The organism is Enterobacter sp. 2VL, assembly GCF_005503595.1.
GTDB lineage: Bacteria > Pseudomonadota > Gammaproteobacteria > Enterobacterales > Enterobacteriaceae > Enterobacter > Enterobacter cancerogenus.
Genome location: NZ_SCNE01000001.1, coordinates 903,101 through 916,068, shown reverse-complemented (window position 1 = coordinate 916,068; position 12,968 = coordinate 903,101). Strand labels below are relative to the sequence as shown.

At 54.6% G+C, this 12,968-nt stretch carries 13 protein-coding genes; 11 read left to right on the top strand and 2 right to left on the bottom strand.

Annotated elements, in window-relative coordinates:
- Positions 1 to 3 precede the first annotated feature (3 nt).
- From araH to otsA, 3 genes are all read left to right on the top strand, one after another.
- Positions 4 to 984 carry an arabinose ABC transporter permease AraH gene (gene araH / locus FFS28_RS04270; protein WP_042320084.1) on the top strand — a complete coding sequence of 327 codons (981 nt, stop codon included), beginning with the start codon at positions 4 to 6 and terminating at the stop codon, positions 982 to 984.
- Between the two features lie 176 nt (positions 985 to 1,160).
- Complete coding sequence (otsB, locus tag FFS28_RS04265; RefSeq protein WP_137848866.1) at positions 1,161 to 1,964, top strand: trehalose-phosphatase; 804 nt, start codon at positions 1,161 to 1,163, stop codon at positions 1,962 to 1,964.
- Positions 1,939 to 3,363, top strand: coding sequence for an alpha,alpha-trehalose-phosphate synthase (otsA, locus tag FFS28_RS04260; RefSeq protein WP_137848865.1), 1,425 nt, complete (start codon positions 1,939 to 1,941; stop codon positions 3,361 to 3,363). Before otsB ends, otsA begins: the two co-directional genes overlap by 26 nt.
- Positions 3,364 to 3,378: 15 nt before the next feature.
- Here the strand turns inward: otsA and uspC are convergent, their stop codons facing one another.
- Positions 3,379 to 3,807, bottom strand: a complete 429-nt coding sequence (gene uspC, locus FFS28_RS04255; RefSeq protein WP_137848864.1) for a universal stress protein UspC — start codon at positions 3,805 to 3,807, stop codon at positions 3,379 to 3,381.
- 803 nt (positions 3,808 to 4,610) lie between these two features.
- Between uspC and flhD the strand changes: the two genes are divergently transcribed.
- The 6 genes from flhD to cheW all read left to right on the top strand — a co-directional run bounded on the left by flhD (position 4,611) and on the right by cheW (position 10,049).
- Entirely contained in the window at positions 4,611 to 4,961 is a 351-nt protein-coding gene (gene flhD / locus FFS28_RS04250; RefSeq protein ID WP_042320082.1) for a flagellar transcriptional regulator FlhD, read from the top strand.
- 3 nt (positions 4,962 to 4,964) lie between these two features.
- Positions 4,965 to 5,543, top strand: coding sequence for a flagellar transcriptional regulator FlhC (gene flhC, locus FFS28_RS04245; protein ID WP_137848863.1), 579 nt, complete (start codon positions 4,965 to 4,967; stop codon positions 5,541 to 5,543).
- A 122-nt stretch (positions 5,544 to 5,665) separates the two neighbouring features.
- Complete coding sequence (gene motA, locus FFS28_RS04240; RefSeq protein WP_008500417.1) at positions 5,666 to 6,553, top strand: flagellar motor stator protein MotA; 888 nt, start codon at positions 5,666 to 5,668, stop codon at positions 6,551 to 6,553.
- Positions 6,550 to 7,479, top strand: coding sequence for a flagellar motor protein MotB (gene motB / locus FFS28_RS04235; RefSeq protein ID WP_137848862.1), 930 nt, complete (start codon positions 6,550 to 6,552; stop codon positions 7,477 to 7,479). The genes motA and motB overlap by 4 nt, the downstream gene beginning before the upstream one ends.
- A gap of 4 nt (positions 7,480 to 7,483) precedes the next feature.
- On the top strand, positions 7,484 to 9,526 hold the full coding sequence (cheA, locus tag FFS28_RS04230; protein WP_137848861.1) for a chemotaxis protein CheA: 2,043 nt from the start codon (positions 7,484 to 7,486) through the stop codon (positions 9,524 to 9,526).
- 19 nt (positions 9,527 to 9,545) lie between these two features.
- Positions 9,546 to 10,049 carry a chemotaxis protein CheW gene (cheW, locus tag FFS28_RS04225; protein WP_006176083.1) on the top strand — a complete coding sequence of 168 codons (504 nt, stop codon included), beginning with the start codon at positions 9,546 to 9,548 and terminating at the stop codon, positions 10,047 to 10,049.
- Between the two features lie 94 nt (positions 10,050 to 10,143).
- Here cheW and FFS28_RS04220 read toward each other — a convergent pair whose 3' ends face one another.
- Positions 10,144 to 11,403, bottom strand: coding sequence for a dicarboxylate/amino acid:cation symporter (locus FFS28_RS04220; protein WP_006176082.1), 1,260 nt, complete (start codon positions 11,401 to 11,403; stop codon positions 10,144 to 10,146).
- Between the two features lie 427 nt (positions 11,404 to 11,830).
- Between FFS28_RS04220 and FFS28_RS04215 the strand changes: the two genes are divergently transcribed.
- Together FFS28_RS04215 and FFS28_RS04210 are read left to right on the top strand one after the other, a co-directional pair.
- Positions 11,831 to 12,403, top strand: coding sequence for a spore coat protein U domain-containing protein (locus FFS28_RS04215; protein WP_137848860.1), 573 nt, complete (start codon positions 11,831 to 11,833; stop codon positions 12,401 to 12,403).
- Positions 12,404 to 12,415: 12 nt separating this feature from the next.
- Positions 12,416 to 12,964, top strand: a complete 549-nt coding sequence (locus tag FFS28_RS04210; protein WP_137848859.1) for a Csu type fimbrial protein — start codon at positions 12,416 to 12,418, stop codon at positions 12,962 to 12,964.
- Positions 12,965 to 12,968 lie beyond the last annotated feature (4 nt).

Genomic DNA, 12,968 nt, shown 5'->3' with positions numbered 1-12,968 from the left:
ATGATGTCCTCTGTTACTACATCCGGAGCGCCGAAGACGGCATTCAGTTTTGGGCGCATCTGGGATCAGTACGGCATGCTGGTGGTCTTTGCCGTGCTGTTCCTCGCCTGCGCCATATTCGTTCCAAACTTCGCTACCTTCATCAATATGAAGGGACTCGGGCTGGCTATCTCAATGTCCGGTATGGTGGCCTGCGGGATGCTGTTTTGTCTGGCCTCCGGCGATTTTGACCTGTCTGTGGCCTCGGTCATTGCCTGCGCGGGGGTGACCGCCGCGGTGGTGATCAACCTGACCGAAAGCCTGTGGATCGGCGTGCTGGCAGGGCTGATGCTGGGCGTGTTGAGCGGTCTGGTGAACGGGTTTGTTATCGCCCGACTGAAGATCAACGCGCTGATCACCACCCTTGCCACCATGCAGATCGTTCGCGGCCTGGCCTACATTATCTCTGACGGTAAAGCCGTCGGGATTGAAGACGAGCGTTTCTTCACCCTGGGCTATGCCAACTGGCTGGGCCTGCCTGCGCCCATCTGGCTGACCGTTGCCTGCCTGATCCTGTTTGGTTTCCTGCTGAACCGCACCACCTTTGGCCGCAATACCCTGGCGATTGGCGGTAACGAAGAGGCGGCGCGTCTGGCGGGTGTACCTGTGGTGCGCACCAAAATCATCATCTTTGTGCTCTCGGGGCTGGTCTCGGCGGCGGCGGGGATTATTCTGGCCTCGCGTATGACCAGCGGCCAGCCAATGACCTCCATCGGTTATGAGCTGATTGTCATCTCAGCCTGCGTGTTGGGCGGGGTTTCGCTGAAAGGAGGCATCGGAAAAATCTCATATGTGGTGGCGGGGATATTGATTTTGGGGACGGTGGAGAACGCCATGAACCTGTTGAATATTTCACCGTTCTCGCAGTATGTGGTGCGTGGCCTGATCCTGCTGGCAGCCGTGATATTCGACCGTTACAAGCAAAAAGCGAAGCGCACGGTCTGAGTTTTTTCCTGGCGTAAACCTGTTCAACTAATAACCATAGTTGACCCTCCTGCCGCCCCGCCAGTTTTGCTGGCGGGGCGGTTGCTAAATGGCGAGCGACGTCACACTGTCTATACTTACATGGCTATGAAAGGGGGAAAGGCGTTTGCCCCTCGTCAACTGTAAGGAGGAAAAGGGTGGCTGACTTGTTAACTGCACCGCCTGTACTACCTGGTAACTATGCCTGGTTTTTTGATCTCGACGGGACGCTCGCCGGGATCCAGCCGCATCCTGACGATGTTGTGATACCGGATACGGTGTTAGAGGATTTGCATCAGCTCTCGCAGATGAACGCTGGAGCACTGGCATTGATTTCAGGGCGCTCTATGGCTGAGCTGGATATGCTCGCCGGGCCTTACCACTTTCCGCTGGCTGGAGTACACGGAGCGGAGCGCCGCGACATCCATGATCAATTGCATATTGTCTCGCTTCCAGAGGCGTTGATTAACACGCTGCATGCGGAGCTTATCGCGTCGCTGGCACAGCTTCCGGGCACCGAACTGGAAGCTAAAGGCATGGCCTTTGCGCTGCACTATCGCCAGGCACCTCACCATGAAGCGGCGATATTTTCCATTGCCCGTAGCCTGGCTGATGCACACCCTCAGCTTGCGCTCCAGCCGGGTAAATGCGTGGTAGAAATCAAACCTGAAGGAATAAATAAAGGTGCCGCCATTGCTGCATTTATGGCTGAGCCACCGTTTAAAGGCAGGACGCCGGTATTTTTTGGGGATGACCTGACCGATGAGGCCGGGTTCAGTGTGGTAAACCAGGCCGGAGGGATATCTGTCAAAGTCGGCCCTGGAGAAACAAGTGCCAAATGGCGGCTGGAAAGTGTCGCCAGCGTCTGGCAGTGGATATCTGACGTCGCTAACCAGCAACAACAACAAATAGCGCAAAACAACGGGAGAAATCATTATGGGTCGCTTAGTCGTCGTCTCTAATCGCATCGCACCGCCGGATGATAAAAAAGCCAGCGCAGGTGGCCTGGCGGTAGGGGTGTTAGGTGCCCTGAAAGCCGCCGGTGGCCTCTGGTTCGGCTGGAGTGGGGATATCAGTAATGAAGAGAAACCGCTGAAGAAAGTCACGCGCGGCAACATCACATGGGCCTCGTTTGCCCTGAACGAAAAAGACTATGACGAGTACTACTCGGAGTTTTCCAACGCCGTGCTGTGGCCCGCTTTTCACTATCGTCTGGACCTCGTGAAATTTCAGCGCGAGGGCTTTGAAGGCTACATGCGGGTGAATGCCCTGCTGGCGGATAAACTGCTGCCTTTAATCGAGGAAGACGATATTTTATGGATCCACGATTATCATCTTCTGCCCTTTGCCAGAGAGCTGCGTAAACGGGGCGTCAATAACCGGATTGGCTTCTTCCTGCATATCCCTTTCCCGACGCCGGAAATCTTTACCGCGCTGCCTCAGCACGACGAGATCCTCGAGGCCCTGGCGGATTACGATCTGCTCGGCTTCCAGACTGAAAACGACAGGCTGGCCTTCCTTGACAGTATCTCGGGTAAAACGCGTCTGGTAACGCACGAGGGCAAATCCCACACCGCGTGGGGCAAAGCTTTCCACACTGAGGTTTATCCTATCGGGATTGAGCCTGACGAGATTGCCGAACAGGCGTCAGGGCCGCTGCCGCCCAAACTGGCGCAGCTGAAGAACGAACTCAAGCATGTGAAAAACATCTTTTCGGTAGAGCGCCTGGATTACTCCAAAGGGCTGCCGGAGCGTTTCCTGGCCTACGAAACCTTGCTGGAAAAATTCCCGCACCACCACGGTAAAATCCGCTATACGCAGATTGCGCCAACCTCGCGCGGCGAAGTGCAGGCCTATCAGGATATTCGTCACCAGTTAGAAACCGAAGCTGGACGGATCAACGGCCGCTACGGGCAACTGGGCTGGACGCCGCTGTTCTATCTCAATCAGCACTTCGATCGTAAGATCCTGATGAAGGTCTTCCGCTATGCGGATGTCGGCCTGGTTACGCCGCTGCGTGACGGGATGAATCTGGTGGCGAAAGAGTATGTCGCAGCACAAGATCCTGCCGACCCTGGCGTGCTGGTGCTGTCGCAATTTGCCGGTGCGGCCAATGAGCTCACCTCTGCGCTTATCGTCAACCCTTATGACCGGGATGACGTCGCCAATGCGCTGGATCGCGCCCTGACGATGCCGCTGACGGAACGTATTTCACGCCACGCTGAGATGATGGAAACCATTCGCAGGAATGATATCAATCACTGGCAGGCGCGGTTCATTGAGGATTTACGCGCCATTACCCCGCAGGACAGCGAGGGACATCTGCAAAAAAAGATCGCGACCTTCCCTAAACTGGCGTGATTATTCTCGGGGGCATTAACTGCCCCCGAGAGGCACCAGCAAAACATCTACCAGACTTGCGCCAACAATTGATTTCGCCGAGCAGGCTGCCCGGGAAAAAAAACTCTGGTTATGATTCCCGCAAATTACTAAATCAATATTTTGATGACGACACATGCTCAGTATGTGTTCGTTTAATTCGCCTGTGGCAATGACGGTTTCCTGAACCGGATAATTCGCTTTCTCCACCAGTTCCCGCAGAAAGGCTTTTGTTTCCTCCTGCAGCACGTCGCGAATATCTTCGAGCATTGGGGCGGCCATCTGATTATACATTTCCGGCTCGGCGGCAAGGGTGATCAGGCTGATGCGGGCGTTGTTAGGCCGGGCGATAGAGACCGCACGGGCAACAAGCTGGTGGCTTTCCGGGGAAACAGCAACGGAAACAAGAAGATGGGAGTAACTCATCACACACTCCTTTGGCGTCTGAGAAACGGTATACGTTCAGCATTACCGCGAAACTCCCGAGTCTGCAAGAGGGGACCATGTCATTAGTGTGACGCTTATCATAATTATTCATTAATTATTCTTATAAGAAGAATAACTGAAAAGTATGTCTAAATGAAAAAAATTAACAACTTAATACAAATCACAAAATTAAATGCTTGTGCGGCTGAATCATTCTGAAGCGTTATTAACGCATGGGTGATAATTGCCTGATGATATTACCTGTAGAGCGTAGATGTGTAAGTTACTGATTAACAGTAATAAACAATAACACATGTGAGGGGGTAGACGTTTTTAACATTAATGCAACCTTAAGAGCACTAAAAAGCCCTTCCACATACCCATTTGTTCACACTTCTGCATGAGTATTCGATCATAAAGAATATAAAACAGTGTGATTTGCTCAATTATTAACCAACTTACAAGTCTCGCTGATGGGTTTATGGAGTATATTCACTCAATTTATGTGACGCAGATCACATTTTTTTTAAAATTCGGGGGAGGCTGGATTGTATGTGGCAAAACTGACGAGTAGAGTTTGCGTCGAATTAGGAAAAATCTTAGTTATTTGTAAGAAATGATAAAAGGCGTAAGCGATACGTAAAAACGTGTCGGGGTCACTGCGCGTTTTACTGCATAAGCATACAAATCTTAATTCAACTATGCATTTGGCCTTTTCTTTTATACCGGGTGATTTCCCGGCGACATCACGGGGTGCGGTCTGTCCGCATAAAAATAATAGTTGGTTATTCGGGATGGGAAAAATGCATACATCCGAGTTGCTAAAACATATCTATGACATCAACTTGTCGTATTTATTGCTTGCACAGCGTTTGATTAGTCAGGACAAAGCATCCGCAATGTTTCGTCTGGGTATTAACGAAGAGATGGCCACCATGTTGGGCGGATTAACGCTCCCGCAAATGGTAAAACTGGCAGAGACCAATCAGCTTGTTTGCCAGTTCCGCTTTGACAGTCCGCAGACCATTACGCGTCTGACCCAGGATTCCCGCGTTGACGATCTCCAGCAGATCCACACCGGTATTCTTCTTTCCACCCGCTTGCTCACCGAAATCAGCCAGCCTGATGACGCTGCCCGTAAGAAAAGGGCATAAAAAATGAGCGAGAAAAGCATTGTTCAGGAAGCCCGTGACATACAGCTGGCAATGGAACTCATTACGCTGGGTGCGCGTTTACAAATGCTGGAAAGCGAAACGCAGCTGAGCCGTGGCCGTCTTATTAAACTGTATAAAGAGTTACGTGGTAGCCCACCGCCGAAAGGCATGCTGCCGTTTTCGACCGACTGGTTTATGACCTGGGAGCAGAACATTCATGCGTCTATGTTCTGCAACGCATGGCAGTATCTTCTGAAGACGGGGCTGTGCACCGGCGTCGACGCCGTGATCAAAGCCTATAAGCTTTACCTTGAGCAATGCCCACAGCAGGAAGAAGGTCCTCTGCTGGCGCTAACCCGCGCATGGACGCTGGTGCGTTTTGTTGAAAGCGGAATGCTGCAACTGTCGCGCTGCAATTGCTGCGACGGCAATTTTATCACCCATGCACATCAGCCCGTAGGCAGCTTTGCCTGCAGTTTATGTCAGCCGCCTTCCAGGGCAGTAAAAAGACGTAAACTTTCCCGGGATGCTGCCGATATTATTCCACAACTGCTGGATGAACAGATCGAACACGCTGTTTAACCCGACCTTGTGGGCAAGATTCCAGCAGCGGTAAGTCATTACCGCTGCTTTTTTTTACCCGCATTTTGGGCACACTGTCGAAATGAACGTCCTGCCATAGTCACTAGCGGAAGGATGATGTCGTGCTTATCTTATTAGGTTACCTGGTAGTTCTCGGTACAGTTTTCGGCGGTTACATGATGACCGGCGGGCACCTTGGAGCACTCTATCAACCGGCTGAACTTATTATCATCGGCGGCGCAGGGGTAGGGGCTTTTATCGTTGGCAACAACGGTAAATCGATCAAGGGGACGCTGAAAGCTATTCCACTGCTGTTCCGTCGCTCGAAATACACCAAAAGCATGTACATGGATCTGCTGGCACTGCTCTATCGCCTGATGGCGAAGTCGCGTCAGCAGGGGATGTTCTCGCTGGAGCGTGATATCGAAAACCCGAAAGAGAGCGAAATCTTCGCCAGCTACCCGCGCATTCTGGCCGATGCCATGATGCTGGATTTCATCGTCGATTACCTGCGCCTGATCATCAGCGGCAACATGAACACCTTCGAAATCGAAGCGCTGATGGACGAAGAGATCGAGACTCACGAAAGTGAATCCGAAGTGCCGGCGAACAGCCTGGCGCTGGTGGGTGACTCGCTGCCTGCATTCGGTATCGTCGCGGCGGTAATGGGCGTGGTTCACGCGCTGGCCTCGGCGGATCGCCCGGCGGCGGAGCTGGGGGCGCTGATTGCCCACGCTATGGTGGGCACTTTCCTCGGTATTTTACTGGCGTACGGTTTTATCTCCCCGCTGGCCAGCGTGCTGCGCCAGAAAAGCGCCGAAACCACCAAAATGATGCAGTGCGTGAAGATAACCTTGCTCTCCAACCTCAACGGTTACGCGCCGCCTATCGCCGTGGAATTCGGGCGTAAAACCCTGTACTCCAGCGAGCGTCCGTCGTTCATCGAGCTGGAAGAACATGTGCGCGCGGTGAAAAATCCAAACCAACAGACGACCACTGAGGACGCATGAAAAACCAGTCCCATCCGATCGTCATCGTAAAAAAGCGCAAGCATAAGGGGCACGGGCACGGCTCGCACGGCTCCTGGAAAATTGCTTACGCCGATTTTATGACCGCCATGATGGCCTTTTTTCTGGTGATGTGGCTGATCTCCATCTCCAGCCCGAAAGAGCTGATTCAGATTGCGGAATATTTCAGAACACCGCTGGCGACGGCAGTGACCGGTGGGCAGCGTATTTCTAACAGTGACAGCCCCATTCCGGGCGGCGGCGATGATTACACCCAGCAAAAGGGTGAGGTGAAAAAAGAGCCGAACATCGACGAGCTGAAAAAACGGATGGAGCAGGCGCGCCTGAAAAAAGTGCGCGGGGATCTGGATCAGCTGATTGAGGCCGATCCGAAGCTGCGCGCGTTACGTCCGCACCTGAAGATTGACCTGGTGCAGGAAGGGCTGCGCATTCAGATCATCGACAGCCAGAACCGCCCGATGTTTAAAACCGGCAGCGCGGAAGTGGAACCCTATATGCGCGATATTCTGCGGGCGATTGCGCCGGTGCTGAACGGCATCCCGAACCGGGTCAGCCTCTCCGGGCATACGGATGATTTCCCCTATGCCAGTGGCGAAAAAGGGTACAGCAACTGGGAGCTTTCTGCCGATCGTGCCAACGCCTCGCGTCGCGAGCTGGTGGCGGGTGGGCTTGATGATGGCAAGGTCCTGCGCGTGGTCGGCATGGCAGCAACCATGCGCCTCACCGACCGCGGGCCGGATGACGCCATCAACCGTCGTATCAGTCTTTTAGTGCTGAACCAGCAGGCGGAGCAGGCCATCCTGCATGAAAACGCCGAAAGTCAGAATGAGTCACTGGACGATTTAAAACAGCCTGGGGCCGTCCCTTCGGCTGCCGTTCCAACATCGCCACCAGCCAATCCGAGGTGATAGCGTGAGCATGGATATTAGCGATTTTTACCAGACATTCTTTGATGAAGCCGACGAGTTGTTGGCTGATATGGAGCAACACCTGCTGGATCTGGTGCCTGAAGCACCGGATTCAGAGCAGCTGAATGCCATCTTCCGGGCAGCGCACTCCATTAAAGGCGGCGCCGGAACCTTTGGTTTTACCATCCTGCAGGAAACGACCCATTTAATGGAAAACCTGCTCGATGAAGCACGACGCGGTGAGATGCAGCTCAATACCGATATTATCAACCTGTTTTTGGAAACCAAAGATATTATGCAGGAACAGCTCGACGCCTATAAAAGTTCGACAGAGCCTGATGCAGCAAGCTTTGAATACATCTGCAATGCGCTGCGCCAGCTTGCGCTGGAAGCAAAAGGCGAGGCCGCCGCGCCTGCCGTCCCTGCTGCGAAACTGAGCGTTGTCGATGCGGTTTCGCCAGCCGATGCCACGCCTGCCGCCGGGCAGCCCGCAAAACTGCGCGTGGTTCTCTCTCGTCTGAAAGAGAATGAAGTCAATCTGCTGGAAGAGGAGCTGGGTAACCTGGCGACCTTAAGCAATGTGGTGAAAGGCAAAGACAGCCTGGCGGCGACGCTGGACGACGGGATCGGCCAGGACGACATCGTGGCGGTCCTGTGCTTTGTTATCGAAGCCGACCAGATTGCCTTTGAAACCGAAACGCCCGTTGCTGACGCCCCGGTGCCAGTGGAAGAGGATGTTGCTGAGGTCGCTGCGCCTGCAGTAGTGCCTGCAGTAGTGCCTGCAGCGCCTGCGCTGAAAGCCGTGCCGAAAGAGCCGGCTGCGCCTGGCCGCGGTGAAAAGCCCGCGGCGCGCTCCAGCGAATCCACCAGCATCCGCGTGGCCGTTGAGAAGGTCGACCAGCTGATTAACCTGGTGGGCGAACTGGTAATCACTCAGTCCATGCTGGCCCAGCGCTCTAACGAGCTGGACCCGGTCACCCACGGCGATCTCATCACCAGCATGGGCCAGTTACAACGTAACGCTCGCGATCTGCAGGAATCGGTGATGTCCATTCGTATGATGCCGATGGAGTATGTCTTCAGCCGCTTCCCGCGCCTGGTGCGCGATCTGGCCGGTAAGCTCAACAAGCAGATTGAGCTGACGCTGATGGGCAGCTCAACCGAACTGGATAAGAGCCTGATCGAACGCATTATCGATCCGCTGACGCACCTGGTGCGTAACAGCCTTGACCACGGTATTGAACTGCCGGAAAACCGCATCGCAGCGGGGAAATCCCCGGTGGGCAACCTGATCCTTTCTGCGGAACACCAGGGCGGTAACATCTGCATCGAAGTGACCGACGACGGTGCCGGTCTGAACCGTGAGCGCATCCTGGCGAAGGCGGTATCGCAGGGCATGGCGGTGAACGAAAACATGACCGATGAAGAGGTTGGCATGCTGATCTTCGCGCCGGGCTTTTCTACCGCCGAGCAGGTGACGGATGTCTCCGGGCGTGGCGTGGGCATGGACGTGGTGAAACGTAACATCCAGGAGATGGGCGGCCACGTCGAGATCAAGTCTAAGCAGGGGGCTGGCACCACCATCCGCATCCTGCTGCCGCTGACGCTGGCGATCCTCGACGGCATGTCCGTTAAGGTGGCCGACGAGGTCTTTATCCTGCCGCTGAACGCGGTGATGGAATCGCTGCAGCCGCGCGAAGAAGATCTGCATCCGCTGGCGGGCGGCGAGCGCGTGCTCGAAGTGCGCGGGGAGTACCTGCCGCTGGTCGAGCTGTGGAAAGTATTTGAAGTGGACGGTGCAAAAACCGAGGCCACGCAGGGTATCGTGGTGATTTTGCAAAGCGCCGGTCGCCGCTATGCGCTGCTGGTCGATCAGCTGATTGGTCAGCACCAGGTGGTGGTGAAGAACCTCGAAAGCAACTATCGCAAAGTGCCAGGCATTTCTGCTGCCACCATTCTCGGGGATGGCAGCGTGGCGCTGATCGTCGATGTGTCGGCGCTTCAGGGATTAAATCGTGAACAACGTGTGGCGTACACAGCCGCCTGATTAAGTAGAAGGTAAAAACATGACCGGTATGAGTAATGTAACGAAACTGGCGGGCGAGCCATCAGGACAGGAATTCCTGGTTTTCACGTTAGGTGATGAAGAGTACGGTATCGACATCCTTAAGGTGCAGGAGATCCGCGGTTACGATCAGGTTACGCGCATTGCCAACACGCCTGCTTTTATCAAGGGCGTGACTAACCTGCGCGGCGTCATCGTGCCTATCGTTGACCTGCGCGTGAAGTTCAGCCAGGGCGACGTGGAATACAACGATAACACCGTGGTGATTGTGCTGAACCTCGGCCAGCGCGTGGTGGGGATTGTGGTTGATGGCGTGTCCGATGTTCTGTCACTCACCGCCGATCAAATCCGTCCGGCACCGGAGTTTGCGGTCACGCTGTCCACCGAATACCTGACGGGGCTGGGCGCGCTCGGCGAACGTATGCTGATTCTGGTGAACATTGAGAAGCTGCTGAACAGCGATGAGATGGCGCTGCTGGATATCGCGGCGAGCCACGTGGCCTAAAACGATACCGGGTGGCGCTCACGCTTACCCGGCACATGTTCGAGCCATTTGTAGGCCGGGTAAGGCAAAGCCGCCACCCGGCTTTTTTACACTCTTACGCTTCCTGCTCCACCAGCTCAGCTTCCGCTTCCCGCGCACCTTCGTTTTGCGACAGCATCGCCGTGGCAATCCCGTTCCCCAGCACGTTAATGGCTGAACGCCCCATATCGAGGAAGTGATCGATACCCATCAGCAGCAGAATACCGGCAACCGGAATATTGAAGCTGGGGATCGTTGCGGCCAGCACCACCAGCGATGAACGCGGTACGCCCGCGATCCCTTTCGAGGCCAGCATCAGGGTCAGCATCAGCACCGTCACTTCCGTAAAGCTCAGGTGAATATTGTAAGCCTGGGCGATAAACATTGAGGCAAATGAGCAGTACACCATCGATCCCACCAGGTTAAAGGAGTAACCGATCGGCAGGACGAACGAGGCGATATTACGCGAGCAGCCAAAACGTTCCAGCTGTTCCAGCGTTTTAGGGTATGCCGCTTCAGAACTGCTGGTGGTAAACGCCACCAGCACCGGATCTTTCAGCATGCTGACCAGGCGGAATATCTCTTTTTTCAGCACCATATAGCCCACCGCCAGCAGCACCAGGCAGGTGAGGAGGATAGCCACATAGTAGCCGCCGATGAACGAGGCATAGTTCAGCAGGATCCCAAGCCCCTGGGTGGCAATCACCGAAGAGATGGCCGCAAAAATAGCCAGCGGGGCGACGTACATGACGTAGCCGGTGACCTTCAGCATGATATGGGAGACCACATCGAGCGCGGCAACCAGCGGAGCGTTGAATTTTTGCCCCAGCGACGCGCCACCAATGCCGAAGAACAGGGAGAACACGACAATTTGCAGGATCTCGTTATCCGCCATCGCCCCGGCGATGCTGGTCGGGATGGTGTGGGAGAGAAACGCTTTCAGCGTCATGCCGCCCACCGCCAGACCGGTATCCACTGCTTCTGTCGGAATGGTGAGATTCAGGCCGCTGCCGGGACGTTCCAGGGTGACGATAAATAACCCCACCAGAATAGACAGCACGGAGGAGCTGATAAACCAGACCATCGCTTTACCGCCGACGCGCCCGATGGTTGAGGTTTCGCCGAGCTTCATAATCCCGACCGTTAAGGTGCTGAACACCAGCGGCGCAATCACCATTTTAATCAGCCGCAGGAAAATATCGGTCAGCAGCGTAATGTTCTCCGACCAGGCTTTCACCGCCTCCGCTGGCGCATATTCATGAATAACCGCCCCTGAAAGAATACCCGCCAGCATGAATATCACGATGAAGAGCGTGAGTTTGTTTGCACTTGCCACGAAAAGACCCTCTGTGTGCTTAAGGTTTCACCGGCGCTTATGCATATAAATTTTTTATTTAAGCGCAGGAAAAGATTCGGCACATAAATTGGATTAAAGCGGAGGGAGTTACAACTCCTTTTTAATTTTTATTAAATTAGTTGTGAAACGCCTGACGATATATTGTGATGTACATCACACTATAGGCGATATATCCTCGGGAAATGACTATAAAAACTCTGCATGAAGAATGTAATCGTTTGTATTTAAATGAAATAGTCTGTCAATACGGCAAAGGTATGGGGGTAAATGGCAAAAGTGGTTGAAGCGAACGCCATAAACTAAATTCTCCATAACCCCCTCGGTGGAATGTTAAGCGGGGCTAACATATTGAGTGCATTAAATAAAATGCGGAAAGCGAATGGCGACATCTTCTGGAGGGTGGTAAATGAAAAGAACACGCCTTTTAATCTGTGCAGGTACGCTGCTGTCAATTATCCCGGCCCATCAGGCGCTGGCGGTCACCAGTAACGGCACTATCGGCGCGACGCTGACTCTCACGAATGGCTGCCTGATTAACGGCTCGCCAACGCAAAACGGCATTAACTTCGGGACCCTGGATTTTGGGACCCATCCCGCAACGTTTTCCACGCTCACCACGCAGCTGACCGGTGCCAGCGGGGGAAACACCTTTACCATTCAGTGTACGACCGCCAGCTATACGGTGGCGATTACCGGTAATACCAACTCCACCGCGCCCGGCACCGTTGTGGGGACGCCAGGCACGCCTGCGCGCTACCTGATCAACTCCGCGAATGCGGCACAGGGCGTGGCCTACAGCCTCTACAGCGACAGCGGGTTCAACAACGCTATTGCCAACAACGCGGCGTTGCCCGTCGCCTCAACGGCAAACGGGATCGACAGCTATACCCTGTACGGGCGGATCACCGGCGGGGGCAACAGCGTGACCGTCGTGCCGGGCACCTATACCGACACCATTAACGTTAGCGTGACTTACTAGTCCAACGCAGCCATGAGGGCATCCTTGCTGTGTCTGCGCCCGCGCGCAGAGGGGATCGTGCAGCCGTTTTTTGCGCTCCTGGTGGGTGTGCTGGCGGTGCCTTCTGCCGGGGCAGTCACGTCACAATCGTTCAGGGTGAGCGCGACGATTGTGCCGGGCTGCTCGGTGACTACCGGCACGGGCGGGGTGTTAGGCCGGCTCGATTTCGGCACACACACCGGCGTCGAGCGTGCGCCGGTGAACACCAGCTTCGTCCCCAACGGCGCGTTGTCTATTGCCTGCACGCCGGGAGTGGCGCTGAGCATGAGCATCAATGGCGGGCAAAACTACGCTTCGGTGCGACGGATGACGCGCAGCGGCGGGGCCGATGTGGTGGCCTACCGCCTCTACAGCAGCAGCTCTCTGGCTGCGAACAGTGAAATAGGGGTCAACCAGGCGATTCCGGTGACCTATACCAACAGCAATAACATTGCGCTGCCGCTTTTTGGCGTGGCGCTTCTGACCGGGTTTAGCCCGGCAGGTACGTATTCAGATCAACTCACCGTGACCTTGTCATGGTGAAAAG